The 26,148-nt window shown below is 72.4% G+C and carries 22 protein-coding genes; 15 read left to right on the top strand and 7 right to left on the bottom strand.

What is annotated here, in order from left to right:
• Positions 1-2 precede the first annotated feature (2 nt).
• Positions 3-758, top strand: coding sequence for a TrmH family RNA methyltransferase (locus ACWD0J_RS06900; protein ID WP_451494705.1), 756 nt, complete (start codon positions 3-5; stop codon positions 756-758).
• Between the two features lie 3 nt (positions 759-761).
• Here ACWD0J_RS06900 and paaN read toward each other — a convergent pair whose 3' ends face one another.
• Positions 762-2,468, bottom strand: a complete 1,707-nt coding sequence (gene paaN / locus ACWD0J_RS06905) for a phenylacetic acid degradation protein PaaN (protein WP_451494706.1) — start codon at positions 2,466-2,468, stop codon at positions 762-764.
• Between the two features lie 213 nt (positions 2,469-2,681).
• Between paaN and ACWD0J_RS06910 the strand changes: the two genes are divergently transcribed.
• Both ACWD0J_RS06910 and ACWD0J_RS06915 read left to right on the top strand, forming a co-directional pair.
• Complete coding sequence (locus ACWD0J_RS06910; RefSeq protein WP_451494707.1) at positions 2,682-4,199, top strand: 3-hydroxyacyl-CoA dehydrogenase; 1,518 nt, start codon at positions 2,682-2,684, stop codon at positions 4,197-4,199.
• Positions 4,196-4,786 (top strand): TetR/AcrR family transcriptional regulator, encoded by a 591-nt coding sequence (locus ACWD0J_RS06915; protein ID WP_451494708.1) that lies wholly within the window; start codon positions 4,196-4,198, stop codon positions 4,784-4,786. Before ACWD0J_RS06910 ends, ACWD0J_RS06915 begins: the two co-directional genes overlap by 4 nt.
• 31 nt (positions 4,787-4,817) lie before the next feature.
• Here ACWD0J_RS06915 and ACWD0J_RS06920 read toward each other — a convergent pair whose 3' ends face one another.
• Positions 4,818-5,303 (bottom strand): Lrp/AsnC family transcriptional regulator, encoded by a 486-nt coding sequence (locus ACWD0J_RS06920; protein WP_286066405.1) that lies wholly within the window; start codon positions 5,301-5,303, stop codon positions 4,818-4,820.
• 189 nt (positions 5,304-5,492) lie between these two features.
• Between ACWD0J_RS06920 and pdhA (ACWD0J_RS06925) the strand changes: the two genes are divergently transcribed.
• From pdhA (ACWD0J_RS06925) to ACWD0J_RS06950, 6 genes are all read left to right on the top strand, one after another.
• Positions 5,493-6,629, top strand: a complete 1,137-nt coding sequence (gene pdhA / locus ACWD0J_RS06925) for a pyruvate dehydrogenase (acetyl-transferring) E1 component subunit alpha (protein WP_451494709.1) — start codon at positions 5,493-5,495, stop codon at positions 6,627-6,629.
• The gene (locus ACWD0J_RS06930) at positions 6,626-7,630 is read left to right on the top strand and encodes an alpha-ketoacid dehydrogenase subunit beta (RefSeq protein ID WP_451494710.1); all 1,005 of its coding nucleotides are present in this window, start codon (positions 6,626-6,628) and stop codon (positions 7,628-7,630) included. Before pdhA (ACWD0J_RS06925) ends, ACWD0J_RS06930 begins: the two co-directional genes overlap by 4 nt.
• Positions 7,630-9,006: a dihydrolipoamide acetyltransferase family protein gene (locus tag ACWD0J_RS06935; RefSeq protein WP_451494711.1), complete on the top strand. Its 1,377-nt coding sequence runs from the start codon at positions 7,630-7,632 to the stop codon at positions 9,004-9,006. Before ACWD0J_RS06930 ends, ACWD0J_RS06935 begins: the two co-directional genes overlap by 1 nt.
• A gap of 75 nt (positions 9,007-9,081) precedes the next feature.
• A complete protein-coding gene (locus ACWD0J_RS06940; protein WP_451494712.1) occupies positions 9,082-10,026 on the top strand; it encodes an NTP transferase domain-containing protein in 945 nt (314 codons plus the stop codon).
• Positions 10,023-11,399 (top strand): molybdopterin molybdotransferase MoeA, encoded by a 1,377-nt coding sequence (locus tag ACWD0J_RS06945; RefSeq protein WP_451494713.1) that lies wholly within the window; start codon positions 10,023-10,025, stop codon positions 11,397-11,399. The genes ACWD0J_RS06940 and ACWD0J_RS06945 overlap by 4 nt, the downstream gene beginning before the upstream one ends.
• Positions 11,387-12,493 (top strand): potassium channel family protein, encoded by a 1,107-nt coding sequence (locus ACWD0J_RS06950; protein WP_451494714.1) that lies wholly within the window; start codon positions 11,387-11,389, stop codon positions 12,491-12,493. Before ACWD0J_RS06945 ends, ACWD0J_RS06950 begins: the two co-directional genes overlap by 13 nt.
• A 31-nt stretch (positions 12,494-12,524) precedes the next feature.
• Here ACWD0J_RS06950 and ACWD0J_RS06955 read toward each other — a convergent pair whose 3' ends face one another.
• A complete protein-coding gene (locus ACWD0J_RS06955; protein WP_451494715.1) occupies positions 12,525-13,373 on the bottom strand; it encodes an ABC transporter permease in 849 nt (282 codons plus the stop codon).
• Positions 13,370-14,377, bottom strand: coding sequence for an ATP-binding cassette domain-containing protein (locus tag ACWD0J_RS06960; protein WP_451494716.1), 1,008 nt, complete (start codon positions 14,375-14,377; stop codon positions 13,370-13,372). Before ACWD0J_RS06960 ends, ACWD0J_RS06955 begins: the two co-directional genes overlap by 4 nt.
• A gap of 293 nt (positions 14,378-14,670) precedes the next feature.
• Here ACWD0J_RS06960 and ACWD0J_RS06965 point away from each other — a divergent pair, with 293 nt between their 5' ends.
• Positions 14,671-15,651, top strand: coding sequence for an NAD(P)H-quinone oxidoreductase (locus tag ACWD0J_RS06965; RefSeq protein ID WP_451494717.1), 981 nt, complete (start codon positions 14,671-14,673; stop codon positions 15,649-15,651).
• Between the two features lie 17 nt (positions 15,652-15,668).
• Here ACWD0J_RS06965 and ACWD0J_RS06970 read toward each other — a convergent pair whose 3' ends face one another.
• Positions 15,669-16,346 (bottom strand): hypothetical protein, encoded by a 678-nt coding sequence (locus tag ACWD0J_RS06970; RefSeq protein WP_451494718.1) that lies wholly within the window; start codon positions 16,344-16,346, stop codon positions 15,669-15,671.
• Positions 16,347-16,482: 136 nt separating this feature from the next.
• On the opposite strand from ACWD0J_RS06970, the gene ACWD0J_RS06975 reads away from it, so the two are divergent.
• Positions 16,483-17,025: a bacterial proteasome activator family protein gene (locus tag ACWD0J_RS06975; RefSeq protein WP_451494719.1), complete on the top strand. Its 543-nt coding sequence runs from the start codon at positions 16,483-16,485 to the stop codon at positions 17,023-17,025.
• A 90-nt stretch (positions 17,026-17,115) separates the two neighbouring features.
• On the opposite strand, the gene ACWD0J_RS06980 is transcribed toward ACWD0J_RS06975, so the two are convergent.
• Entirely contained in the window at positions 17,116-18,768 is a 1,653-nt protein-coding gene (locus tag ACWD0J_RS06980) for a protein kinase domain-containing protein (RefSeq protein WP_451494720.1), read from the bottom strand.
• A gap of 375 nt (positions 18,769-19,143) precedes the next feature.
• Here ACWD0J_RS06980 and ACWD0J_RS06985 point away from each other — a divergent pair, with 375 nt between their 5' ends.
• The gene (locus tag ACWD0J_RS06985; protein WP_451494721.1) at positions 19,144-20,733 is read left to right on the top strand and encodes a protein kinase domain-containing protein; all 1,590 of its coding nucleotides are present in this window, start codon (positions 19,144-19,146) and stop codon (positions 20,731-20,733) included.
• Between the two features lie 139 nt (positions 20,734-20,872).
• On the opposite strand, the gene ACWD0J_RS06990 is transcribed toward ACWD0J_RS06985, so the two are convergent.
• The gene (locus ACWD0J_RS06990) at positions 20,873-21,961 is read right to left on the bottom strand and encodes a phosphotransferase (protein ID WP_451494722.1); all 1,089 of its coding nucleotides are present in this window, start codon (positions 21,959-21,961) and stop codon (positions 20,873-20,875) included.
• Positions 21,962-22,436: 475 nt separating this feature from the next.
• Here ACWD0J_RS06990 and pdhA (ACWD0J_RS06995) point away from each other — a divergent pair, with 475 nt between their 5' ends.
• The 3 genes from pdhA (ACWD0J_RS06995) to ACWD0J_RS07005 are packed head-to-tail and all read left to right on the top strand — an operon-like array spanning position 22,437 to position 26,089.
• Complete coding sequence (gene pdhA, locus ACWD0J_RS06995; RefSeq protein ID WP_451494723.1) at positions 22,437-23,645, top strand: pyruvate dehydrogenase (acetyl-transferring) E1 component subunit alpha; 1,209 nt, start codon at positions 22,437-22,439, stop codon at positions 23,643-23,645.
• Between the two features lie 58 nt (positions 23,646-23,703).
• Complete coding sequence (locus ACWD0J_RS07000; RefSeq protein ID WP_451494797.1) at positions 23,704-24,669, top strand: alpha-ketoacid dehydrogenase subunit beta; 966 nt, start codon at positions 23,704-23,706, stop codon at positions 24,667-24,669.
• A 10-nt stretch (positions 24,670-24,679) separates the two neighbouring features.
• The gene (locus tag ACWD0J_RS07005; protein ID WP_451494724.1) at positions 24,680-26,089 is read left to right on the top strand and encodes a dihydrolipoamide acetyltransferase family protein; all 1,410 of its coding nucleotides are present in this window, start codon (positions 24,680-24,682) and stop codon (positions 26,087-26,089) included.
• Positions 26,090-26,148: the final 59 nt, after the last annotated feature.

Here is a 26,148-nt window from a genome sequence, read left to right on the forward strand (position 1 = left end):
GCATGACCGCGCCCGATCCCGTGAGCCGGTGGCGCCGGCTCGCCGACACCGCCGTGCTGCTCGACGGCTTCCACGCCCTCAAGCACGCGGTGCGCTTCGACGCCGAGGTCCCGGTGGCCGTCGCCGTCGACCGGCAGGCCGCGCTCGCCCTCGCCGACGAGCTGGCTCCCGACGTACGCGACACGCTGGACGCGCTGCTGACCGAGGTCCCGGAGGCGACGTACACGTCTCTCGTGCCGCGCCCCCACCCCACCGCGGTGGCCGCCCTGGCCGTACGCCCCTCCCGCGAGGCCAGTCTGCGCGCGCTGACCCGCACCCCCCGCACCGCACCCGTCGTGGTCCTCGACCAGCCCCGCAACCTGGGCAACGCGGGCGCCGTGATCCGCCTGGCCGCCGGGTTCGGCGCGACCGGTGTGGTCACCACCGGCACGCTCGATCCCTGGCACCCCACGGTCGTGCGCGGCGGAGCCGGGCTGCACTTCGCGACCGCCGTGGAACGGCTGACCGTGGACGAGCTGCCGGCCGGGCCGGTGTTCGCCCTCGACCCCGAGGGCGAGGATCTGCGCGGCACCAAGCTCCCGGACGACGCCATCCTCGCCTTCGGCTCGGAGCGCAGCGGCCTGTCGGTCGGCCTGCGTGCGCGGGCCGACCACCTGCTGGCGCTGCCGATGCGCCCCCAGGTCTCCAGCTACAACCTCGCGACCAGTGTGGCCATGACGCTGTACCACTGGAGTGCCACCGGGGGCGCGGTCAGCTAGCTCCTAGGCCTCGCGGCGGACCTCGATCACCCGGAAGCGGTTGGCCACGAACGCGCCGTCGCACAGTGCCGCGCTGGCCGCCGGGTTGCCGCCCGAGCCGTGGAAGTCGGAGAAGGCGGCCGTCTGGTTGACGTACACCCCGCCGGTGAGGTTCAGCGACAGCTGGGCGGCCTCCTCCAGGCAGACCTCCTGGACGGCCTGCTCGACCTCCTCGTCGGTGGTGTACGCGCCCACCGTCATGGCGCCCTTCTCGCGGATCGTGCGACGCAGCAGATCCGTCGCGTCGGCCACCGAGTCGACGGCGACGGCGAAGGAGACGGGCCCGAAGCACTCGCTCAGGTAGTCGGCCTCGTCGTCCGCCCCCTCCCAGTGCTTCCGCGCGCCGTCCAGCTTGACGATCACGGGCGTGCGGACGACCGCGCCCGGGAACTCCGGGTGGGTGACCTCCCGCGAGGCCAGGGCGACCTCGCCGAGGCCCGCCGCGGCCTCCAGGCGGGCCTTCACGTCCGGGTTGACGATGGCGCCCAGCAGGGCGTTGGCGCGCGCGTCGTCGCCGAGCAGCCCCTCGACCGACCGGGCGAGATCCGCGACCACCTCGTCGAAGGTCCGGGGGCCCTCGTCGGTGCGGATGCCGTCGCGCGGGACGAGCAGGTTCTGCGGGGTGGTGCACATCTGGCCGCTGTACAGGGACAGCGAGAAGGCCAGGTTGGACAGCATCCCCTTGTAGTCGTCCGTGGAGTGGACCACCACCGTGTTGACGCCGGCCTTCTCGGTGTAGACCTGGGCCTGGCGGGCGTTGGCCTCCAGCCAGTCGCCGAAGGCGGTCGAGCCCGTGTAGTCGATGATGCGGATCTCCGGGCGGGTGGCCAGCGTCTTCGCGATGCCCTCGCCGGGCCGCTCGGCGGTCAGCGCCACCAGGTTCGGGTCGAAGCCGGCCTCGGTGAGCACCTCGCGCGCCACCTGGACGGTGAGGGCGAGCGGCAGCACCGCGCGCGGGTGGGGCTTGACGAGCACCGCGTTGCCGGTGGCCAGGGAGGCGAACAGGCCCGGGTAGCCGTTCCAGGTGGGGAAGGTGTTGCAGCCGATGACGAGGCCGACGCCCCTCGGTACCGGGGTGAACTGCTTGGAGAGCGCGAGCGGGTCGCGCTTGCCCTGCGGCTTGGTCCACTCCGCCGTGCCGGGTGTGCGGACCTGCTCCGCGTACGCGTACGCCACCGCCTCCAGGCCGCGGTCCTGCGCGTGCGGGCCGCCCGCCTGGAACGCCATCATGAACGCCTGGCCGGAGGTGTGCATGACCGCGTGCGCGAACTCGTGCGTCCGGTCGCTGATCCGCTTGAGGATCTCCAGGCAGACCATCGCGCGCGTCTCGGCGCCCGCGTCCCGCCAGGCCCGTTGCCCGGCCTTCATGGCGGGCAGCAGCACGTCGATGTCCGCGTGCGGGTACGTCACGCCCAGGTCGATGCCGTACGGCGAGACCTCGCCGCCCACCCAGTCGTCGGTGCCGGGCTGACCGAGGTCGAGGCGGGTGCCCAGCAGGGCGTCGAAGGCGGCCTTGCCCGCCGCCATGTCCAGGCTGCCGTTCTCGCCGTAGGCCTTGGGGTGCTCGGGGTGCGGGGACCAGTACGCGCGCGTGCGGATCGCTTCCAGCGCCTGGTCGAGGGTGGGCCGGTGCTTGGCGATCAGATCGTGCGCGGTGAGTTCGGCGGCCATTGCGGGACCAACTCCTCGTCTCTTGAACTCGTCGTCGAGCTCATGACCTGGGAAGAATCTGGGGCGGATGAGGGAGCGCTGCGGCGCGAAGCGCGTCGTTCAGGGCGGTGGCGGGCGACGGGCGGGCGCTCAGAGTTAGAGTAACCGAACGATCGGTCGGTACAAGGGGGTCCGCCGCATCTGTGGAAAACCCCGTGCGGGAGGATCGCGCACATGACAGCACTCGACCTCAGCAGCCCCGTGGCCGTCGTCGGCACCGGCACCATGGGCCAGGGCATCGCCCAGGTGGCGCTGGTCGCGGGCCACTCCGTACGGCTGTACGACGCCGTCCCCGGCCGTGCGCGGGAGGCGGCCGACGCGATCGGCGCGCGCCTCGACCGGCTCGTCGAGAAGGAGCGTCTCAGCGCGGCCGACCGGGACTCCGCCCGCACCCGCCTGCTGCCCGCCGAGCGCGTCACCGACCTCGCGGACTGCGCCCTGGTCGTCGAGGCCGTTCTGGAGCGCCTGGACGTCAAGCAGGAGCTCTTCCGTGAGCTGGAGAGCGTGGTCGACGAGGACTGCCTGCTCGCCACCAACACCTCGTCCCTGTCGGTGACGGCCATCGGCGGCGCCCTGCGCGACCCGGGCCGCCTCGTGGGCCTGCACTTCTTCAATCCCGCGCCGGTGCTCCCGCTCGTGGAGGTCGTCTCCGGGTCCGCCACGGACGTCACGTCGACCACGCGCGCGTACGAGATGGCCCGCGCCTGGGGCAAGACCCCGGTCGCCTGCGCCGACACCCCCGGGTTCATCGTCAACCGCATCGCCCGGCCCTTCTACGCCGAGGCCTTCGCGGTGTACGAGGCCCAGGGCGCCGACCCGGCGACCATCGACGCGGTCCTGCGCGAGTGCGGCGGCTTCAAGATGGGCGCCTTCGAACTGACCGACCTGATCGGGCAGGACGTCAACGAGTCCGTCACGCACTCCGTGTGGCGGTCCTTCTTCCAGGACGTGCGCTTCGCGCCGTCGCTCGCCCAGCAGCGCCTGGTCGAGTCGGGCCGGCTCGGCCGCAAGACCGGGCAGGGCTGGTACGACTACCGTGACGGCGCCGACCGCGCCGAGCCGCACACCGCCGAGCCGGCCCAGCCGCCCGCGTACGTCGTCGTCGAGGGGGACCTCGGCCCGGCCTGCGAGCTGGTCCCGCTGATCCGTGAGGCGGGCATCCAGGTCCGCGAGGAGGACGAGGACCACGGCACCCGCCTGGTGCTGCCCAGCGGCGGCCAGCTGGCCCTCGCCGACGGTCAGACCTCCGTCGAGTTCCGGGACGTCGTCTACTTCGACCTCGCACTCGACTACCGCAAGGCCGGCCGCATGGCCCTGTCCGCCTCCCAGGACACCTCACAGCAGACCCTCGCCGAGGCCACCGGCCTCTTCCAGGCGCTCGGCAAGCAGGTCAGCGTCATCGGTGACGTTCCCGGCATGATCGTCGCCCGTACGGTCGCCCGGATCGTCGACCTCGCGCACGACGCCGTCGCCAAGGGCGTGGCCACCGAGGAGGACGTGGACACCGCGATGAGGCTCGGGGTGAACTACCCCCTGGGCCCCTTCGAGTGGAGCCGCCGGCTCGGCCGCAACTGGGCCTACTCCCTCCTCGACGACCTGCACCTGCGCGATCCCTCGGGACGCTACGCGCCGTCCCTCGCGCTGTACCGCCACGCGTACGCCACCGACAAGCGGGAGGGCAGCACCTCATGAGCACGCCCAAGCGCGACACGTACACCCCGGAGACGCTGCTGTCCGTCGCCGTCCAGGTCTTCATCGAACGCGGCTACGACGGCACGTCCATGGAGCACCTCTCCAAGGCGGCCGGAATCTCCAAGTCGTCGATATACCACCACGTCACCGGCAAGGAGGAACTGCTGCGCCGGGCCGTGAGCCGGGCACTGGACGGTCTCTTCGGGATCCTCGACGAGGAGCACGCGCGCGTGGGCCGCGCCGCCGAGCGCCTGGAGTACGTCGTCCGGCGCATGGTCGAGGTGCTCATCGCCGAACTGCCGTACGTCACCCTGCTGCTGCGGGTGCGCGGCAACACCGGCACCGAGCGGTGGGCTCTGGAGCGGCGCCGCGACTTCGACCACCGGGTCGCCGAGCTGCTGAAGGCGGCGGCCGCGGACGGGGACGTCCGCGGTGACGTGGAGGTGCGGCTCGCGACCCGGCTGGTCTTCGGGATGATCAACTCGATCGTGGAGTGGTACCGGCCGGACGGCCGGGGCATGAACGAGCGCGAGGTCGCCGACGCGGTGGTCCAGCTGGTCTTCGGCGGGCTGCGGCAGGCCGGCTGAACCCAAGCCCCGCGGCTCCACACGGTTCGGCTCAGCCCTGCGGCTCCAGGTCCTCCTCCTCGAACACCAGCAGGGTGCGCGTGCTGAGCACCTCGGGGATCGCCTGGAGCCGGGTCAGCACGAGCTCGCGCAGCGCCCGGTTGTCGGACGTGTGCACCAGGAGCAGGACGTCGAAGTCGCCGCCCACCAGAGCGATGTGCGAGGCCCCGGGAAGCTGTCTGAGCTGCTCGCGCACGGTCCGCCACGAGTTCTGGACGATCTTCAGGGTGATGTACGCCGAGGTGCCCTGGCCCGCGCGTTCATGGTTGACGCGGGCCCCGAAGCCGCGGATGACACCGTCCTCGATGAGGCGGTTGATCCGCGCGTAGGCGTTGGCGCGCGAGACATGGACGCGTTCGGCGACCGACCGTATCGACGCGCGGCCGTCCGCCTGGAGCATCTGGAGGATGTCGAGATCGATGGCGTCGAGCGGACGGGCGGGTGGCAGGGGGCCGCTGCCTTCCGGGCTCGCGGCCATTTGTTCAGATGCCATGTCCCCCCGCCTCTCTCCCATGGACGTCCTGCGTCCATCTCAGGCTGTGGAGAACCGTTTGTCCACAGCCTGAGGGGCCCTGTAGCCAAAATGTGCCGACGACCGAACAATCGGTAGGTGAGGCGCATCACACCCGTGACGCGCCTGAAGCCGCTCCCACGAGGAGGTGCCGCTATGACGGTCATGGAGCAGCGGGGCGCGTACCGGCCGTCGCCGCCGCCCGCCTGGCAGCCCCGTACGGACCCCGCGCCGCTGCTGCCCGACGCGGAGCCGTACCGCGTCCTCGGCACGGAGACGGCCCGGGAGGCCGACCCGGGGCTGCTGCGCAGGCTGTACGCCGAGCTCGTGCGGGGCCGCCGCTACAACGCGCAGGCCACCGCCCTCACCAAGCAGGGCCGTCTCGCCGTCTACCCCTCCAGTACCGGCCAGGAGGCCTGTGAGGTCGCCGCCGCGCTGGTCCTCCAGGAACAGGACTGGCTCTTCCCCAGCTACCGCGACACGCTGGCCGCCGTGGCCCGCGGTGTGGACCCCGTCCAGGCCCTCACCCTGCTGCGCGGCGACTGGCACACCGGCTACGACCCGCGCGAGCACCGCGTGGCTCCCCTGTGCACCCCGCTCGCCACCCAGCTGCCGCACGCCGTCGGTCTCGCGCACGCCGCCCGCCTCAAGGGCGACGACGTGGTCGCGCTGGCCATGGTCGGCGACGGCGGCACCAGCGAGGGCGACTTCCACGAGGCGCTGAACTTCGCCGCCGTGTGGCAGGCTCCGGTCGTCTTCCTGGTGCAGAACAACGGCTTCGCCATCTCCGTCCCGCTCGCCAAGCAGACCGCGGCCCCGTCGCTGGCCCACAAGGCCGTCGGCTACGGGATGCCCGGCCGCCTGGTGGACGGCAACGACGCCGCCGCCGTGCACGAGGTCCTCGCCGACGCCGTACGGCACGCGCGCGCGGGAGGCGGCCCGACGCTCGTCGAGGCGATCACCTACCGCGTCGACGCGCACACCAACGCCGACGACGCCACCCGCTACCGGCAGGACGCCGAGGTCGAGACCTGGCGCGGACACGACCCGATCGCGCTCCTGGAGCACGAACTGACCGAACGCGGCCTCCTCGACGAGGACGGCAGGCGGGCCGCCCGTGACGCCGCCGAGGCCATGGCCGCCGACCTGCGCACGCGCATGAACCAGGACCCGGTGCTCGACCCCATGGACCTGTTCGCCCATGTCTACGCCGAGCCCACCCCGCAGCTGCGCGAGCAGGAGACCCAGCTGCGGGCCGAGCTGGCGGCCGGCCGGGAAGGGTCGCACCGATGACCACCGTCGCCCTCAAGCCGGCCACCATGGCGCAGGCCCTCACGCGCGCGATGCGGGACGCGATGGCCGCCGACCCGGCCGTGCACGTCATGGGCGAGGACGTCGGCGCGCTCGGCGGGGTCTTCCGGGTCACCGACGGGCTCGCCGAGGAGTTCGGCGAGGACCGCTGCACGGACACCCCGCTGGCCGAGGCGGGCATCCTCGGCACGGCCGTCGGCATGGCGATGTACGGGCTGCGCCCGGTCGTGGAGATGCAGTTCGACGCGTTCGCCTACCCGGCGTTCGAGCAGCTGATCTCGCACGTGTCCCGCATGCGCAACCGCACCCGCGGCGCGCTGCCGCTCCCGCTGACCATCCGTGTCCCCTACGGCGGCGGCATCGGCGGCGTCGAGCACCACAGCGACTCCTCCGAGGCGTACTACATGGCGACTCCGGGGCTCCACGTCGTCACGCCCGCGACCGTCGCCGACGCCTACGGGCTGCTGCGCGCCGCCATCGCCTCCGACGACCCGGTCGTCTTCCTGGAGCCCAAGCGCCTGTACTGGTCGAAGGACTCCTGGAACCCCGAGGAGCCGCCGGCCGTTGAACCGATCGGCCGCGCGGTGGTGCGGCGCTCGGGCCGGAGCGCCACGCTCATCACGTACGGGCCGTCCGTACCCGTCTGCCTCGAAGCCGCCGAGGCGGCCCGGGACGAGGGCTGGGACCTCGAAGTCGTCGATCTGCGCTCCCTGGTGCCGTTCGACGACGAGACGGTCTGCGCCTCGGTACGGCGGACCGGGCGAGCGGTCGTCGTGCACGAGTCGGGCGGGTTCGGCGGCCCGGGCGGGGAGATCGCCTCCCGTGTCACGGAGCGCTGCTTCCACCACCTGGAGGCGCCGGTGCTGCGCGTGGCCGGGTTCGACATCCCCTACCCGCCGCCGATGCTGGAGCGTCACCACCTGCCCGGCGTGGACCGGATCCTGGACGCCGTGGGGCGTCTGCAGTGGGAGGCCGAGAGCTGATGGCACACGCGTCTGACATGCACAGCCTGGAGTTCAGGCTCCCCGACCTCGGGGAGGGGCTCACCGAAGCGGAGATCGTCCGGTGGCTGGTGGAGGTGGGCGACCTCGTCGCCGTCGACCAGCCGGTCGTCGAGGTCGAGACGGCCAAGGCGATGGTCGAGGTGCCGTGCCCCTACGGCGGCGTCGTCACCGCCCGCTTCGGCGACGAGGGCACGGAACTGCCCGTCGGGGCGCCGCTGATCACGGTGGCCGTGGGCGCGTCGGCCCCCGCCGGCCAGACCGAGGGCTCCGGGAACGTGCTGGTGGGCTACGGCACCTCGAAGGCGCCGGCGCGGCGCCCGCGGGTCCGCCCGGGACAGCCGACGCCGGCCGTTCCGGCGGCCGGGGCCGCGAACGGGCAGGTCCGTACGCCCGGCGCGGCGCATGACCAGGTCACGACGGCCGACGTGGCGGACGGCCCCGTTCCGGTGATCTCCCCCCTCGTGCGCAGGCTGGCCCGGGAGAACGGTCTCGATCTGCGCGAGCTGACCGGCTCCGGGCCCGACGGACTGATCCTGCGGGCGGACGTGGAGTACGCGCTGCGGGCCGCCGCGGCCCGGCGTACGACCGTCCCGTCCGCCGGGCCGCACACCGGCGTGACGCCGGCCCCCACCGGTGCCGCCGTCCCGGCCCCCGCCACCGCACCCGCCAGCACCCGCGTCCCCCTCAAGGGCATCCGGGGCGCCGTCGCCGACAAGCTCTCCCGCAGCCGCCGGGAGATCCCCGACGCCACCTGCTGGGTGGACGCCGACGCCACGGAGCTCATGCGGGCGCGTACGGCGATGAACGCCGCGGGCGGGCCGAAGATCTCCGTCCTCGCCCTGCTGGCCCGCATCTGCACCGCGGCCCTGGCCCGCCACCCCGAACTCAACTCCAGGGTGGACCTGGAGGCACGGGAGGTCGTCCGGCTCGACCAGGTCCACCTCGGTTTCGCCGCGCAGACCGAGCGGGGTCTCGTCGTCCCCGTCGTCCGGGACGCGCACACGCGCGACACCGAGGCGCTGACCGCGGAGTTCGCCCGGCTGACCGAAGCGGCCCGCGCGGGCACCCTCACCCCCGCGGACGTCACCGGCGGCACCTTCACGGTGAACAACTACGGAGTGTTCGGCGTCGACGGCTCCACGCCGATCATCAACCACCCCGAGGCGGCCATGCTCGGCGTCGGCCGCATCGTGCCCAAGCCCTGGGTGCACGAGGGCGAGCTGGCGGTGCGTCAGGTCGTCCAGCTCTCGCTCACCTTCGACCACCGGGTCTGCGACGGCGGCACAGCAGGCGGCTTCCTGCGGTATGTAGCGGATTGCGTGGAACAGCCGGCGGTCCTGCTGCGCACCCTCTGACCGCGCCGCGATCTCCCCCTGATTGGCCCGCGTCCCCACGTTCCCTGTGATCGCGGCGGCCCGCATACTCAGGGGGTGACCGCCAACGAGCCTTCCCCGGACGCCGAGTACACCGCGTACGACGCCGTCGTGCTCGCCGGTGGTGCCGCCAAGCGGCTCGGCGGCGCGGACAAGCCCGGGGTACGCGTGGGCGGGCGCGCCCTGCTCGACCGGGTGCTCGGCGCCTGCGCCGACGCGCGCACCACCGTCGTCGTCGCCGAGCCGAGGCCGACCGCGCGGCCCGTGACCTGGACGCGCGAGAGGCCCCCCGGCGGCGGACCGGTGGCCGCACTCGACGCGGGCCTGCGCCACACCACGGCCCAGGACGTCGTCGTCCTCTCCGCCGACCTGCCGTTCCTCACCGCGGAGACGGTAGGGCGGCTGCTGAGCGCCCTGCGCACCGGCACAGCCGAGGGCGTACTGCTCACGGACGCCGACGGCCGCGACCAGCCGCTGGTGGCCGCGTACCGCGCGAACGCGCTGCGCCGGGAACTGACCGTGCTGGCCGGCGCGGCGTCCACCAGCGGCTCCACCGCGGGCGGCGGCCTCACCGGGCTGCCTCTGCGCCGGCTGACCGCGGGGCTCGGTCTCACCCGCGTCCCCGACCCCGTGGCGTCCTTCGACTGCGACACCTGGGACGACATCGCCACCGCCAGGGCACGGATCAGGGAGCATGGGCACGTGTTGGATGAATGGATCACCGCAGCCAAGGACGAGCTGGGCATCGACCTGGACGTCGACATCAGCGTCCTGCTCGACCTCGCCCGCGACGCCGCCCACGGGGTCGCACGGCCCGCGGCCCCGCTGACCACCTTCCTCGTCGGCTACGCGGCCGCGCAGGCCGGAGGCGGGCCGCAGGCGGTGGCCGAGGCGTCCCGCAAGGCCGCCGCCCTCGCCCTGCGCTGGGCGGACGAGGCCACCGCCGCCCAGCCCGACGCGGCCCCCGAGGCCACCCCCGCCCCCCGCCCGGACGCCGGATGACCGCCCGCGCCACCCGCACCGGCGAGGACGCCGAGGATCTCGACGTCGAGGAGGTGCTCGCCCTCGTGAAGGACGACGGCCGTACCACCGGTCACGACGTACCCGCGCCCGCCCGGCGAGGCGACCGGAGCGGAGCCCCTCCCGCCCCGGCCGCCCCGCCGGACTCCCGCCACCGGGCCACTCCCTGGCCCGAGGCCCGCGCGCTCGCCGCCCGCGCCCCCCGCCCCGGCGCCCGCCGCGCCCCCGTCTCCACGACCCTCGACACCGCCCTCGGCCGCACCCTCGCCGTCCCCGTCCCCGCCCTCACCGACCTCCCCTCCTTCGACACCTCCGCGATGGACGGCTGGGCGGTCGCCGGCCCCGGCCCCTGGGAGGTACGGGACGAGGGAATCCTGGCCGGGCACGCCGAGCCCGAGCCCCTCACCGACGGCGAGGCCGTCCGGATCGCCACCGGCGCCCGTGTCCCGGCCGACACCACCGCCGTCCTGCGCAGCGAGCACGGCCGCACCGACGACAAGGGCCACCTGCACGCCACCCGCGAGGTGGTCCACGGCCAGGACATCCGCCCACGCGGACAGGAGTGCCGTACCGGCGACGAACTCCTGCCGGCGGGCACCCTCGTCACCCCGCCCGTACTGGGTCTCGCCGCCGCCGCCGGGTACGACACGCTCGGCGTCGTGCCCCGCGCCCGTGTCGACGTGCTCGTCCTGGGCGACGAGTTGCTCACCGGGGGCACCCCGCACGACGGGCTGATCCGCGACGCGCTCGGTCCGATGCTCCCGCCCTGGCTGCGCGCGCTCGGCGCCGAGGTGACCGCCGTACGCCGGCTCGGCGACGACGCCGACGCCCTGCACCAGGCGATCACCACCTCCGACGCCGACCTGATCGTCACCACCGGCGGTACCGCCGCGGGCCCCGTCGACCACGTCCACCCCACCCTGCGCCGCATCGGCGCCGAGCTTCTGGTGGACGGCGTGCAGGTGCGCCCCGGCCACCCCATGCTGCTGGCCCGCGTCAGGGAGGACCAGCACCTCGTCGGTCTGCCCGGCAACCCCCTGGCGGCCGTCTCCGGCCTGCTGACGCTGGCCGAGCCGTTGCTGCGGACCCTCGCGGCACGCCCCGCCCCGGAGCCGTACACGCTGCCGTTGCAGGACGAGGCGCACGGGCATCCGTACGACACCCGGCTCATCCCCGTCGTGCTGCGCGGTGACCGGGCCGTGCCGCTGCACTACAACGGTCCGGCGATGCTGCGGGGGATCGCGGTGGCCGATGCGCTGGCCGTCGTGCCGCCGGGCGGCACCCGCGCCGGTCAGGAGACGGAACTTCTCGACCTGCCGTGGGCGAGCGCGGGAATCGGGGTGTGTTTCACGTGAAACTTCCGGGCCAGGACGCGATCGCCCGCCAGGCGGACGAACATCTGGTGACCCATCGGGTGAAGCTTCCACGCAAAGTGGTGGAGCATCCCTTCCGCCAGGTCGCCAGGCGGGTGCTCATGGCGCTGCTGGTGCTCGTGGCGACCGCCCTGATCGTCTACGCCGACCGCGACGGCTACAACGACAACTCCGACCGCTCCGTGGACTTCCTGGACGCCTGGTACTACGCGACCGTCACCCTCTCCACCACCGGCTACGGCGACATCACGCCGGTCAGCGACGCCGCCCGGCTCGTCAACATCTTCGTCGTCACACCGCTGCGCGTGCTGTTCCTGATCATCCTGGTCGGCACCACGCTCGAAGTCCTCACCGAACGCACCCGGGAGGAATGGCGGCTCAACCGCTGGAGGTCCACCTTGCGCGACCACACCGTCGTCATCGGCTTCGGCACCAAGGGACGGTCGGCGATCCAGACCGTCTGCGCGACCGGGCTGAAGAAGGAGCAGGTCGTCGTGGTCGACCCGAGCTCCAAGGTGATCGACGCGGCGACCGCGGAGGGCTACGCCGGAGTCATGGGGGACGCCACGCGCAGCGACGTGCTCAAGCGCGCCGAGGTGCACCGGGCCCGGAAGATCATCATCGCCACCCAGCGCGACGACACGGCCGTCCTCGTGACGCTGACGGCCCGGCAGCTCAACAAGGGCGCGAAGATCGTGGCCGCCGTGCGGGAGGAGGAGAACGCGCCGCTGCTGAAGCAGTCCGGCGCCGACGCGGTGATCACCAGCGCCAGCGCCGCCGGACGGCTCCTCGGCCTGTCCGTGCTCAGCCCCGCGGCCGGCATGGTCATGGAGGACCTGATCCATCAGGGCAGCGGGCTCGACATCGTCGAACGGCCGGTCATAAAGGCCGAGGTGGGAAAGAGCCCGCGGGAGACGGACGACCTGGTGGTGAGCGTCGTACGCGGGCACCGGGTGCTCGGATACGACGACGCGGCCGTCGGAACGCTGGAGCTGACGGACCGGTTGATCACGATCGTGCGGGTGACGCCGGGCACCCAGATCGCACCCGACGTCCGCCCGCTTCCCCAGGACTGACGGACGACGACCGTCAGCCTCGGGGGACCGGCTACTTGCGGTTGTACAGCCGCATCGTGATCGGCCCGAAGACCAGCACGAACAGGGCCGCCCAGCCCAGCGACCAGGCGACCTCGCCGGCCGGCCAGTCGCCCCCCATCAGACCGCGCACCGCCGACGCCAGATGGGTCACCGGGCTGTTGTTGACGAAGGCCTGCAGCCAGCCCGGCATGGTCTTCGGGTCGACGAACACGTTGGACAGGAAGGTGAGCGGGAAGATCACCATCATGGAGACGCCCATCACCGACTTCTCGGTGCGCAGCATCAGCCCGAACATCGTCCAGATCCACGAGAACGCGAACGAGAAGACGACCAGCAGGGCGATCCCGGCGAGGACGCCGCCGACCCCGCCGTCCGGGCGGTAGCCGAGGATCAGACCGACGGTGAGCATCACCACGGACGCGATCGTGTAGCGCAGGGCGTCGCCGAGGAGATAGCCGACCATCACCGACGGCCGCCAGATCGGCAGTGTGCGGAACCGGTCGAAGACACCCTTCTCGATGTCCGTGTTGACCGAGATGCCGGTGTACATCGTGATCATCACGACCGACATCACCAGGATGCCCGGCAGCAGGAACTGGATGTACTCCCTCGGGGACCCGGCCAGGGCGCCCCCGAACAGGTACGTGTACATCAGCACCATCATGATCGGGAAGGCCGTGACGTCGAAGAGCTGCTCCGGCACGTGCTTGATCTTGAGCATGGCCCGCCAGCCGAAGGTCAGCGAGGCCGACAGCGCGCTGGGGCGCGGCGGGCGCTCCCCGGCGACGAGCAGCGCGGCGAGCGACTCGGCGCTGACCGGGGCGAGGTCCTTGGTGTCGGTGGTGGTCGCGGTGCTCATGCTGCCGCCTCGCTCGTCGTCTCGTTGACCTTCGTGTCATGTCCGGTGAGGGCGAGGAAGACCTCGTCCAGGCTGGGCTGCCCCAGCGAGAAGTTGTCGACGGTGATGCCGCCGCGGGCCAGCTCGGCGAGCGCCCGGGCCGCCTGCTCGGCCGCGCCCTGCCCGTTGGCCGCCCCGCCCCCGACGCGGGCCGTCAGCGCCACCGGGTCGGGCTCCAGTTGCACGTCCGCGTCCAAGGTCAGCCGCAGCACCTCCTGGGCCTGCGGTCGCTGCGCCGGATCACGCAGCCGCAGATGGACGGACCCGGCGCCCACCGAGGCCTTCAGCTCGCCCTTCGTCCCCTCGGCGATCACCTTGCCCTGGTCGATGACGGCGATCCGGGACGCCAGCTGGTCGGCCTCGTCGAGATACTGCGTGGTCAGCAGCACGGTGGTGCCCTGGGCGACGACCGCGCGCACGATGTCCCACACCTGGTTGCGGCTGCGCGGGTCGAGGCCGGTCGTCGGCTCGTCGAGGAAGAGCAGGTCGGGCGTGTTGAGGATGGAGGCGGCGATGTCGATCCGGCGCCGCATGCCGCCGGAGTAGTGCTTGACCTGCTTTCCGGCCGCGTCGGTGAGGCCGAAGGCCTCCAGCAGCTGCCCGGAGCGCTCCCGGGCGGCCTTCTTGTCCTGGCCGAGGAGGCGGCCCAGCAGGATCAGGTTCTCGGTGCCGGTGAGGTCCTCGTCCACGGACGCGTACTGGCCGGTGAGGCTGACCCGGCCGCGGACCTCGTCGGCCTCGCGGACGACGTCGTGGCCGAAGACGTGGGCCTGGCCGCCGTCCGGCCGGAGCAGCGTGGCGAGCATCTTCACCGTGGTCGTCTTGCCGGCGCCGTTCGGGCCGAGGACGCCGTAGACCGTGCCGGCCGGCACCGCGAGGTCGACTCCGTCGACGGCCCGTGTCTCGCCGAACGTCTTCACCAGGCCTTCGGTCTCGATGGCCAGGCCGGACGTGTGCTGGCTCATGGTGGGTGTCCTTCCGCGTTCTTGGGTGACGCATGGGAAGACCTTTACCGTCGCGCAAACTCATCGGTCGCGCACAACGATTTTTCACGGATCGGTCCAAGGGCGGAGGGAGGGACGACCTGGGAGGGACGACCTGGGACGGAGCCCTCCGCCCAAAGACCGGGGAACGCTCGGACCGTGGCCGGGAGAGGGCCCGCCCGGAGACCGGGGGAGGCTCGGCCCGTGGACCGAGCCAGGCCCGGACCGGTGACCGACGAACATCGCACGGGGGACCGGCGGGTAGCGTCCCTTTCATGTATGCGATCACGATTCCCGAACCTGGTGGGCCCGAGGCGCTGGTGTGGGACGAGGTCCCGGATCCCGTGCCCGGCGAGGGCGAGGTGCTGGTCGAGGTGACGGCCGGCGCCGTCAACCGTGCCGACATCCTCCAGCGGCAGGGCTTCTACGACCCGCCGCCCGGCGCCTCCCCCTACCCCGGCCTGGAGTGCTCCGGGCGGATCGCCGCGCTCGGACCGGACGTCTCCGGCTGGTCCGTCGGCGACGAGGTGTGCGCCCTGCTCGCGGGCGGCGGCTACGCGCAGAAGGTCCCGGTCCCGGCCGGCCAGCTGCTGCCGGTGCCGGAGGGGATCGAACTCAGGCAGGCCGCGGCGCTGCCCGAGGTGGTCTGCACGGTCTGGTCGAACGTCTTCATGGTCGCCCACCTCCGCCCCGACGAGACGCTGCTGGTGCACGGCGGCTCCAGCGGCATCGGCACGATGGCGATCCAGCTCGCCAAGGCCGTCGGCGCCAGGGTCGCCGTCACCGCCGGCACGCGGGAGAAGCTGGACCGCTGTGCCGAACTGGGTGCCGACATCCTGATCAACTACCGGGACCAGGACTTCGTCGAGGAGATCAGGAACGCCACCGGCGGCGCGGGCGCGGACGTCATCCTCGACAACATGGGCGCCAAGTACCTCGACCGCAACGTGCAGGCCCTCGCCGTCAACGGCCGCCTCGCGATCATCGGGATGCAGGGCGGCGTCAAGGGCGAGCTGAACATCGCCACGCTCCTCAACAAGCGGGCCGCGATCAGCGCGACCTCGCTCCGGGCCCGCCCGCTCGGCGAGAAGGCGACGATCGTGGCGGCGGTGCGCGAGCACGTCTGGCCGCTGCTGGAGGCCGGTCACGTCCGTCCGGTCGTCGACCGCGAGGTCCCGATGAGCGACGCGGCCACCGCACACCGGGTGGTGGAGGAGAGCGGCCACATCGGGAAGGTCCTGCTCGTCACCCCGTAGGGCACGGCCGGCCCGCCTCAGGGGGCTCCCCGCCGCACCCGGAGCGCGACGAACGCGAGGCCCAGGCCGAGCCCCACGAGGATCAGTCCGCTGCCGAGCGGCAGGATGGGCAGTCGCGGCTCGGCGGCCCGCTGCCCGCCCCGCGGCGGCGCGGACGGCATGAGGGCGGGATCCCGCGGTGCCTGCGGTACGGCGGTGACGGCGCCGTCCGCCCGGCCGTCGAGGTCGCCGTCCACGCCGCCGTCCACGCCGTCGTCGACGTCCAGGACGTTCTCTTCCTCCGGCGCCGGTTCCGACTCCGCCGGGTCCGGCCGCCCCGGCCGCTGCCGCCCCTCCCCTGCCCGGCTCCCGGCCCGCGAGGGCGCGGCGGCGGCCGGGGAGGGGGCGACGGAGGGGGAGGCCGAGGCGGTGGCCGAGGCGGTGGCCGAGGCGGAGGTCGAGGCGCTGGCCGAGGCGCTGGCAGAGGCGCGCAGCGGACCGTGGGGAGGCACCGGACCCGAGGGTGAGACGGAGGCGGCCCCCTCCGCGGTGACGGCAGGAGACGGCTCGGCGCCGCTCACATTCCCGGCCCCGTACGCGGACGAGTCTGCGCCCGCCGACCCGGCCCCGTACGCGGAGGCGCCCCCGTACGGGGACACCACCCCGCCCGCCCCCGCCACGATGAGCAGTACCGTCGCCCGCGCCCATGGAGTCACGGAGCAAGCCTGACATTTGCTCACCGCCCCGGCATTCCGGGTTGGGCCGGAGGGCCGACGGGGTGCGTGGACGGTGGATCAGCCCTTAACGGGGGCACCACGGTGGTGAGGCAGAGCGGTGCGAGAGAATGGCGGCATGGAGATGCCGAGGAACGAACGGTCGACGGAGAAGCCGCACATCCTGGTCGTGGGTCAGGACGGGATGGCTCTCGGCGGCGAAGGAGACGAGGACTCCCGCGAGGTTCCGGTGACGGAGATGGTCGAGCAGCCGGCGAAGGTCATGCGGATCGGGAGCATGATCAAGCAGCTGCTGGAGGAAGTCCGCGCGGCTCCCCTGGACGAGGCGAGCCGGGTGCGGTTGAAGGAGATCCACGCCAGCTCGGTGAAGGAACTGGAGGACGGCCTGGCTCCCGAGCTCGTCGAGGAGCTGGAACGGATCTCCCTCCCCTTCACGGATGACACGACTCCGAGCGACGCGGAGCTGCGTATCGCGCAGGCCCAGTTGGTCGGCTGGCTGGAAGGTCTCTTCCACGGGATCCAGACCACCCTGTTCGCCCAGCAGATGGCCGCGCGGGCCCAGCTCGAACAGATGCGCCGCGCCCTTCCGCCCGGCATCGGCGGCCAGGAGGACGGTGACGACCCGCGCGCGGGCGGCCGTTCGGGAGGTCCGTACCTCTAGGTCCGACAAGCGCGCGGGGGCCCGGCAGCCAGTGCTGCCGGGCCCCCGCGCGTCGCGCCCTGCTCCCCAGGGATCACGACGTCCCAGGGATCACGCGGGACTGCCCGTGGAGACGTCGAACTGCATCTTCGGCGGATCCTTCGGGTCGAAGTCGGTGTTCGCCTCGGGGAACTGCTTCAGCACGGTGCCGTCGCCCCAGGTGTTCTCGTCCATCTTGTTGGTGCTGTAGTTCCAGCCGGCGGCCTGGAGGCACTCGAGGACCGAGTCCCAGTTCTTGTACTGGAAGTTCGGCATCCTCACCTGGTCGGGGTCGCTGCTCGACTCCTCCGGCTCGGTGCACTCGGTCTTCTCGATCGTCCTTGTCGTGTCCGGCCCGCGGTAGCCCGCCGCCTTGCTCGCCGAGACCGAGGGGCTGGCGCTGCCGTCCCCGCCCGCTTCGTCGCCGCTGCCGCCGTTCATCAGCAACGCCGCGAGCAGCCCGCCCACCGCGACGACCGAGACGACGATCGAGCCGATGATCACCGGCTTGCTGCCCTTGCCACCGCCACCGCCACCGCCACCGCCGGAGTTCGCGGCCGCGTACTGGGGCGCGATGGTGTACGGCGGCGGGTTCGCCCCGTGCTGCTGCGGCGCGTACGCGGCCGGGCCCGATGTCTGGTAGCCCGGCTGCTGCGGGTAGCCGTACGCCGGGGAAGGCGCCGACGGAGCCGGCGTGCCGTAGGGGTTCGGGGCCGGCTGGTAGGGCGTCTGGACGCTGCCGTGGGGCGGGGGCGGCGTCTGGTCGACCGGCGGGAACACCGCGGAGCCGACGCCCGCGCCGCTCGGGGTCTGGGCGCCGGGGACGATGCTCGGGGCGGTGGACTGGAACGAGGACGCCACGCGCAGGCACTCGTCACGCATGGACTCGGCGCTCGGGAAACGCTCGTTCGGGTTCTTCTTCAGCGCGCGGGCGACCAGCGCGTCCACGGCAGGCGGCAGCGCGCGGTTGATCGACGACGGAGCGACCGGCTCCTCCTGCACGTGCGCGTACGCGATCGCCAGCGGCGAGTCCGCGTCGAACGGCAGCCGCCCGGTGACCAGCTGGAACAGCATGATGCCGACCGAGTAGAGGTCGGAGCGGGCGTCCACCCCGCGCCCCAGCGCCTGCTCCGGCGAGAGGTACTGCGGGGTGCCGACGACCATGCCGGTCTGCGTCATCGAGGTGACCCCGGACTGCATGGCGCGCGCGATGCCGAAGTCCATCACCTTGATGACACCGCGCTTGGTCATCATCACGTTGCCCGGCTTGATGTCCCGGTGGACCAGCCCCATCTCGTGGCTGATCTCCAGCGCCGCCAGTACGTCCGCGGTGATCTTCAGCGCCTTGTCGGCGGGCATCGCGCCGAACTGCCGTACGTCCTCGTCGAGCACCGAGCCCAGCGGGCGGCCCTCGATGTACTCCATGACGATGTACGGCATCGTCGTGCCGTCCAGCGCGTCCTCGCCGGTGTCGAAGACCGAGACGATGTTGGTGTGCGTGAGCTTGGCCACGGCCTGGGCCTCGCGGCGGAAACGCTCGCGGAAGGCCTGCTCCCGGCCCAGTTCGGTGTGCAGGGTCTTGACCGCGACCTGACGGTCGAGCACGGCGTCGTACGCGAGGTGGACCGAGGCCATGCCGCCCTCGCCGAGCAAGTCGCGCAGCTGATAGCGGCCACCGGCCAGCGCCCGCCCCGCATACCGGCCGTTCGCGGCGTCCTGGCTCATGTTCTGCGTCCCCCAAAGCCTTTCAGGCGCCGGCGCGTGCCGTTGTGCCGAGTCGTCGATCCCGGCAGGATCCCGAGAAGTCGTTGATCCAATGCGCTATTCCCGGCCAAGTCTGCCCGAGGGCACTGACACGTCAAGCTCGGTGCCCGTTCCGTGACCGTACGCGAAGGAAGCGTCGCGCAAGCGTTACAGCGGACGTACGGCCGCTGCACAGGATTTGCACGCCGGCAGGGAGTACGGGTTTGATGGCCGGTCCGTCTCGGACCGGTCCCCGGGGCCTTCCCGGACCGGCGGCTTGCGCGGAGGCTGTAGCGTGGCCGACGGAGACCGTAACAACACCGCGCGCACCGCGGGCAGAAACGACGGCGAGGACTGATGGCACAGCAGCAGCGCGCTCAGGGCCCGTCCGACCCCGAGGCGACTGGCGGCGGGATGTCAGATGCGCCGGAAATGTGGGGTAACGGCGGGCTAGTCGGGGACGGCCGGTACCGGCTGACCCGCAGACTCGGCCGGGGCGGCATGGCCGAGGTGTTCGCGGCCGAGGACGTGCGCCTGGGGCGCACCGTGGCGGTCAAGCTGCTGCGCGCCGACCTCGCGGAGGACCCCGTCTCCAAGGCCCGCTTCACGCGCGAGGCCCAGTCGGTGGCCGGACTCAACCACCACGCGATCGTCGCCGTGTACGACTCCGGCGAGGACTTCGTGGGCGGCCAGTCCGTGCCGTACATCGTGATGGAGATCGTCGAAGGACGGACGATCCGCGACCTTCTCCTCAACGCCGAGGCGCCCGGGCCCGAGCAGGCCCTGATCATCGTCTCCGGTGTCCTGGAGGCGCTCGCCTATTCGCATCAGCACGGCATCGTGCACCGTGACATCAAGCCCGCCAACGTCATCATCACGCACAACGGTGCCGTGAAGGTGATGGACTTCGGCATCGCCCGCGCCCTGCACGGGGCGTCCACGACGATGACGCAGACCGGCATGGTCATGGGCACCCCGCAGTACCTCTCCCCGGAGCAGGCCCTCGGCAAGGCCGTCGACCACCGCTCCGACCTGTACGCCACGGGCTGTCTCCTCTACGAGCTTCTCGCGCTGCGTCCGCCGTTCACCGGCGAGACCCCGCTGTCGGTCGTCTACCAGCACGTCCAGGACATCCCGACGCCCCCGTCCGAGGTCTCTGACGCCGTCCCGCCGGAGCTCGACGGTCTCGTCATGCGCTCGCTCGCCAAGGAGCCGGACGACCGGTTCCAGACGGCCGAGGAGATGCGCGGGCTGATCCAGTACGGCCTGCAGATGCTGTACGAGCAGGGCGGCCACACCGGCACCTGGAACACCGGCCCCGTCGACACGCACGACGGCCGGCACGCCCCGGCGGCGGGCCTCGCCGGTACGGCCGTGATGGGACACGCCGGCGGCGACGCCTCCGGCACCACGCAGATCCCGCAGCAGATCCTGCCCGCCGGCTACGGCGGCGGGGACGACGGCGGCTTCGAGGGGCACGGCAACCGGGGCGGCGGCCGCGGCAAGCTGTGGATCCTCGCCGTGCTCGCGGTGGTCGCCATAGCGGCGGGTGTGGCGCTGGCGCTCCAGGGCGGCACCGGGGAGGGCGGCGGCACCGGCACCACGAAGTCGCCGACCACCTCGCCGACCGCCGACAAGCAGACGGCCAGCGAGACGCCGAGCGACGACCCGAGCGACGAGCCCACCGACACGACCACGGACGACGGCACGGGCACGGGGTCCGGTTCGGGCTACACGCCCTCGTACACGCCGTCCTACACGCCGTCGCAGCCGGTGACGGAGGACCCGACCACGGAGCCGACGGACGAGGTGACGCCTTCGGAGCCGACGGACGAGGTGACGCCGTCGGATCCGGTGACCCCGTCGGACGATCCGGTGGATGAGAGCCCTGACACCCTCGGGGGCGTCACGGGCAACGGCGGAACCGGGGGCGGCGAAGAGGGCTGACCACGGCGGCCCACACCGTCACGCGCGCGTGCGACCCCGAAACGGGCCGCACGCGCGCGTGCTTGTGTGACGGACCCTCCGATGGGCATCCGATGGGCACTGCCTTCCTATGGGCGAGGCACTCCGCGAACTGGGCGGCTCAGTCCGCGAACGCGTCGCAGACCGCGTCGTACTCCCGCGTCCACCACACGGCGAGCGCCGAGGCCGCCGGGAACTGCGGATCCGCGCGGGTGTCGCCGCGTTCGTAGTGCCAGCGCAGCATCCAGAAGTCGTTCAGGCGCTCCCACCACACCCGGTGCACGGCCGCCGCGAGCTGCGAGGGCGTGGCCCCGGCCGCCCGCCGGTACGCGCGCGCGTAGGCCCGTACCTTCGGCAGGTCGAGGGCGCCGACGGGCAGGACGAAGAAGATCGCGGCGGCGCGTACCGCCTCCTCCGCGCGGGGTTTCACGCCGAGCCGGTCCCAGTCGACGATCGCGGCCGGGGCGTCCCCCTTGTAGAGCAGGTTGAACGGGTGGAAGTCCCCGTGCACCCAGCCCACCGGGCCCCCGCACGGAGGCCGCCGGTCGGCGTGCCGCTCCAGCAGCGCCCGCCGCTCCAGGAGCCGGTGCCGGGCCAGCTCGTCGAAGGCGTCGGCGGGGTGATGGCGGCGCACCCGGGCGAGCAGCCGGTCGATGAGGGCGAAGGTGTCGGCGGGGTCGGGACTGGCGGCGGGGTGCAGGGCGCCGGCCGGTCGCCCGGGACCCCCTGAGGCTCCTGGGCCCACGGGTGCCCGCACCCGCGTCGCCTGTGCCGGCAGCAGTACGCGCGCCCGCGCCTGCGTCGGCATCACGCGCTCCAGGCTCGCGTGCACCACCCCGAGCAGCGCCCCGAGCCGTCCGCACTGGGCGGTGGTGAGCTGGCCGCCGTGGCGGTGGCGGCCGTCGATCCAGGGATGCAGGGCGTAGGTGTGGCCGCCGACGACGACGACCGTACGGCCGTCCCGGCCGGTCAGCGGCGGGGCCACCGGGACGCCCAGGTCGGCCAGCCGCTGGGTGGCCCGGTGCTGGCGGGCGATCGCGGCGGGATCGGCGGTCTCCGGGTCGAAGTGGTGCTTGAGGAAGTAGCGCCCACGGGTCGTGCACAGGCGGTAGCCGCGGTTGAGCAGTCCCTGGTCGACGGGCTCGCAGGTGAGGGCGGACCCGGCGGTGTACTGGCGGAGGACGGCGCCCAGTGGGGGCGCGTGGGACACGGGGGGTGGTACACAAGAGCGCGGCACGCTGCCCGATGCTAGGGCACGAGAGACGCCTCTGAGCTGCGGGTTGTCACAGTCAGTCGCTTTCGTTCACGGTTCGTGCCCGAAGTGGCTCCGTCCTCGCGCGTGCGGTCGGCGTTAGGCAGGACGTGTGGTCTCGCCGTCGGCGGACTCTTCCCGTGACGTGGGTCACCGGGATAACGTGCCGTTGTTCCGGCCCCCTGCAAGGCTGTGACCAGGAACTGTTCCCGATTTCGCGAATTTACTTGGATATCCAAGCAAAATCGCAGGTCAGGAGGGGTTTCACAGAAATGTGGAGCACTGGGTAACGTGCATTTTGCAGGGCGCTCGCCGGGGCACCTGTCACGCCTGTTCCCCAACGAGCCGCACCCACCCCGTGCGTCCGTGGGCCACAGGTGAGCCGCACTGGCACCCGGCGAACCCGGGTAGCCGGACCGACGGAGGAGCACACGTGACCGTGGAGAGCACTGCCGCGCGCACACCGCGACGCAGCGCAGGTACGACCGGTACAAGCACGGCCGGCAAGCGCACGACCGCCAGAAAGCCGTCGGCGACCGCCAGGAAGGCGCGGGACGGCGAGCCCGAGCTCGTCCAGTTGCTGACGCCCGAGGGCAAGCGCGTCAAGAGCGCCGCCTACGACAAGTACGTCGCCGGCATCACCCCCCAGGAGCTCCGCGGCCTGTACCGCGACATGGTGCTCACCCGCCGCTTCGACGCCGAGGCCACCTCCCTGCAGCGCCAGGGCGAGCTCGGACTGTGGGCCTCGCTGCTCGGCCAGGAGGCCGCCCAGATCGGCTCCGGCCGCGCCACCCGCGAGGACGACTACGTCTTCCCGACCTACCGGGAGCACGGCGTCGCCTGGTGCCGTGGCGTCGACCCGGCCAACCTGCTCGGCATGTTCCGCGGCGTGAACAACGGCGGCTGGGACCCGAACAGCAACAACTTCCACCTGTACACGATCGTCATCGGCTCGCAGACCCTGCACGCCACGGGCTACGCGATGGGCATCGCCAAGGACGGCGCCGACAGCGCGGTGATCGCCTACTTCGGCGACGGTGCCTCCAGCCAGGGCGACGTCGCCGAGTCGTTCACCTTCTCCGCGGTCTACAACGCCCCCGTCGTGTTCTTCTGCCAGAACAACCAGTGGGCCATCTCCGAGCCCACCGAGAAGCAGTCCCGCGTCCCGCTCTACCAGCGCGCCCAGGGCTACGGCTTCCCGGGCGTCCGCGTCGACGGCAACGACGTGCTGGCCTGCCTCGCGGTGACCAAGTGGGCGCTGGAGCGCGCCCGCGGCGGCGAGGGCCCGACCCTGGTCGAGGCGTACACGTACCGCATGGGTGCCCACACCACCTCGGACGACCCCACCCGCTACCGCCACGACGACGAGCGGGCCGCCTGGGAGGCGAAGGACCCGATCCTGCGCCTTCGCCGGTACCTGGAGGCCTCAAACCACACGGACGAGGCATTCTTCGCGGAACTGGAGACGGAGAGCGAGGCGTTGGGCAGGCGAGTGCGCGAAGCGGTCCGGTCCATGCCGGACCCCGACCGCTTCGCCATCTTCGAGCACGCGTATGCGGACGGACACACGCTCGTCGACGAGGAGCGAGCGCAGTTCGCCGCCTACCAGGCGTCGTTCGCCGAGGAAGAGGGGGGTAACTGACATGGCCGGCACCGTGACACCGAACGCCGCGACATCCACGGCCGCGACAACCACCACCATGGCGCTCGCGAAGGCGATCAACGAATCGCTGCGCACCGCGCTGGAGGCCGACCCCAAGGTCCTCGTCATGGGCGAGGACGTCGGCAGACTCGGCGGCGTCTTCCGCGTGACGGACGGCCTGCACAAGGACTTCGGCGAGAGCCGCGTGATCGACACCCCCCTCGCCGAGTCCGGCATCGTCGGCACGGCGATCGGCCTCGCCCTGCGCGGCTACCGCCCGGTCGTGGAGATCCAGTTCGACGGCTTCGTCTTCCCGGCCTACGACCAGATCGTCACCCAGCTGGCGAAGATGCACGCGCGCTCCCTGGGCAAGGTCAAGCTCCCGGTCGTCGTCCGCATCCCCTACGGCGGCGGCATCGGCGCGGTCGAGCACCACTCCGAGTCCCCGGAGTCGCTGTTCGCGCACGTGGCGGGCCTGAAGGTGGTCTCCCCGTCGAACTCGTCGGACGCCTACTGGATGATGCAGCAGGCCATCCAGAGCGACGACCCGGTGATCTTCTTCGAGCCGAAGCGCCGCTACTGGGACAAGGGCGAGGTCAGCAAGGAGGCCATCCCGGACCCGCTGCACAAGGCGCGCGTGGTCCGCGAGGGCAGCGACCTGACCCTCGTCGCCTACGGCCCGATGGTGAAGCTCTGCCAGGAGGTGGCCGACGCCGCCGCCGAGGAGGGCAAGTCCCTGGAGGTCCTGGACCTGCGCTCGGTCTCCCCGCTGGACTTCGACTCCATCCAGGCGTCGGTGGAGAAGACCCGCCGTCTGGTCGTGGTCCACGAGGCCCCGGTGTTCTTCGGCTCGGGCGCGGAGATCGCCGCCCGGATCACGGAGCGCTGCTTCTACCATCTGGAGGCCCCGGTGCTCAGGGTCGGCGGCTATCACGCCCCGTATCCGCCGGCCCGCCTGGAGGAGGAGTACCTGCCGGGCCTGGACCGGGTGCTCGACACCGTCGACCGTGCCCTGGCGTACTGAGGAGAGGGTCGTGACGACGATGACGGAAGCGTCCGTACGCGAGTTCAAGATGCCCGACGTGGGCGAGGGGCTCACCGAGGCAGAGATCCTCAAGTGGTACGTCCAGCCCGGCGACACGGTGACGGACGGCCAGGTGGTCTGCGAGGTGGAGACCGCGAAGGCGGCGGTGGAGCTGCCGATCCCCTACGACGGCGTCGTACGGGAACTCCGCTTCCCCGAGGGCACCACGGTGGACGTGGGCACGTCGATCATCGCGGTGGACGTGGCGGGCGGCGGCGCGGCCGCGGAGCTGCCGAAGCCCGAGGTGTCGAAGCCCGAGGTGCCGAAGCAGGAGGAGCCGCGGCAGCCCAGGCCGGAAGGCTCCGGCCGCCAGCCGGTCCTGGTCGGCTACGGCGTGGCGGCCTCCTCGACCAAGCGGCGCCCCCGCAAGGGCCCGGAGATCCCGGTCCAGGAGGCGTCGACGGCGATCCAGTCGGAGCTGAACGGCCACGGGGGCGCGGTGGGCGCGGTCAGGGCCCGCCCGCTGGCCAAGCCGCCGGTGCGCAAGCTGGCCAAGGACCTGGGCGTCGACCTCGCGACGGTCGTCCCGTCCGGCCCGGACGGCGTCATCACGCGGGAGGACGTGCACGCGGCGGTGGCTCCGCCTGAGCCGGCCCCCGAGCCGGTCGCGGAGCCCGCCGTGTCCGCGCCCGCGGCGCCGGTCGTCACGTCCGACGGTGCGCGGGAGACCCGCATCCCGGTCAAGGGCGTCCGCAGGGCGACGGCGGCGGCGATGGTCGGCTCGGCGTTCACGGCGCCGCACGTCACGGAGTTCGTGACGGTCGACGTCACCCGGACGATGAAGCTGGTCGAGGAGCTCAAGCAGGACAAGGAGCTCCAGGGCCTGCGGGTCAACCCGTTGCTGCTGATCGCCAAGGCACTGCTGGTCGCGATCAAGCGCAACCCGGACATCAACGCGTCCTGGGACGAGGCGAACCAGGAGATCGTGGTCAAGCACTACGTCAACCTGGGCATCGCGGCGGCCACCCCCCGCGGCCTGATCGTCCCGAACATCAAGGACGCGCACGCCAAGACGCTTCCGCAACTGGCGCGGGCGCTGGGCGAGCTGGTGTCCACCGCGCGCGAGGGCAGGACGTCTCCCGCGGCCATGCAGGGCGGCACGGTGACGATCACCAACGTCGGCGTCTTCGGCGTCGACACGGGCACGCCGATCCTCAACCCCGGCGAGTCCGCGATCCTGGCGGTCGGTTCGATCAAGCTCCAGCCCTGGGTCCACAAGGGCAAGGTGAAGCCCCGTCAGGTGACGACCCTGGCCCTCTCCTTCGACCACCGCCTGGTGGACGGGGAACTGGGCTCGAAGGTCCTGGCGGACGTGGCGGCGGTCTTGGAACAGCCGAAGCGCCTGATCACCTGGGCGTGAGGTGCCGGTGGCCCCCGTCCCGGGCGGGGGCCATGACGGCCGGCACGTGGATCTGCCGG

The organism is Streptomyces sp. NPDC003011 (assembly GCF_053591515.1).

Bases quoted from the DNA above. Each gene is read 5' to 3' on its own strand.
- ACWD0J_RS06900 (WP_451494705.1), top strand. From the start codon at position 3: ATGACCGCGCCCGATCCCGTGAGCCGGTGGCGCCGGCTCGCCGACACC.
- paaN (WP_451494706.1), bottom strand. From the start codon at position 2,468: ATGGCCGCCGAACTCACCGCGCACGATCTGATCGCCAAGCACCGGCCC.
- ACWD0J_RS06910 (WP_451494707.1), top strand. From the start codon at position 2,682: ATGACAGCACTCGACCTCAGCAGCCCCGTGGCCGTCGTCGGCACCGGC.
- ACWD0J_RS06915 (WP_451494708.1), top strand. From the start codon at position 4,196: ATGAGCACGCCCAAGCGCGACACGTACACCCCGGAGACGCTGCTGTCC.
- ACWD0J_RS06920 (WP_286066405.1), bottom strand. From the start codon at position 5,303: ATGGCCGCGAGCCCGGAAGGCAGCGGCCCCCTGCCACCCGCCCGTCCG.
- pdhA (WP_451494709.1), top strand. From the start codon at position 5,493: ATGACGGTCATGGAGCAGCGGGGCGCGTACCGGCCGTCGCCGCCGCCC.
- ACWD0J_RS06930 (WP_451494710.1), top strand. From the start codon at position 6,626: ATGACCACCGTCGCCCTCAAGCCGGCCACCATGGCGCAGGCCCTCACG.
- ACWD0J_RS06935 (WP_451494711.1), top strand. From the start codon at position 7,630: ATGGCACACGCGTCTGACATGCACAGCCTGGAGTTCAGGCTCCCCGAC.
- ACWD0J_RS06945 (WP_451494713.1), top strand. From the start codon at position 10,023: ATGACCGCCCGCGCCACCCGCACCGGCGAGGACGCCGAGGATCTCGAC.
- ACWD0J_RS06955 (WP_451494715.1), bottom strand. From the start codon at position 13,373: ATGAGCACCGCGACCACCACCGACACCAAGGACCTCGCCCCGGTCAGC.
- ACWD0J_RS06960 (WP_451494716.1), bottom strand. From the start codon at position 14,377: ATGAGCCAGCACACGTCCGGCCTGGCCATCGAGACCGAAGGCCTGGTG.
- ACWD0J_RS06965 (WP_451494717.1), top strand. From the start codon at position 14,671: ATGTATGCGATCACGATTCCCGAACCTGGTGGGCCCGAGGCGCTGGTG.
- ACWD0J_RS06975 (WP_451494719.1), top strand. From the start codon at position 16,483: ATGGAGATGCCGAGGAACGAACGGTCGACGGAGAAGCCGCACATCCTG.
- ACWD0J_RS06980 (WP_451494720.1), bottom strand. From the start codon at position 18,768: ATGAGCCAGGACGCCGCGAACGGCCGGTATGCGGGGCGGGCGCTGGCC.
- ACWD0J_RS06985 (WP_451494721.1), top strand. From the start codon at position 19,144: ATGGCACAGCAGCAGCGCGCTCAGGGCCCGTCCGACCCCGAGGCGACT.
- ACWD0J_RS07000 (WP_451494797.1), top strand. From the start codon at position 23,704: ATGGCGCTCGCGAAGGCGATCAACGAATCGCTGCGCACCGCGCTGGAG.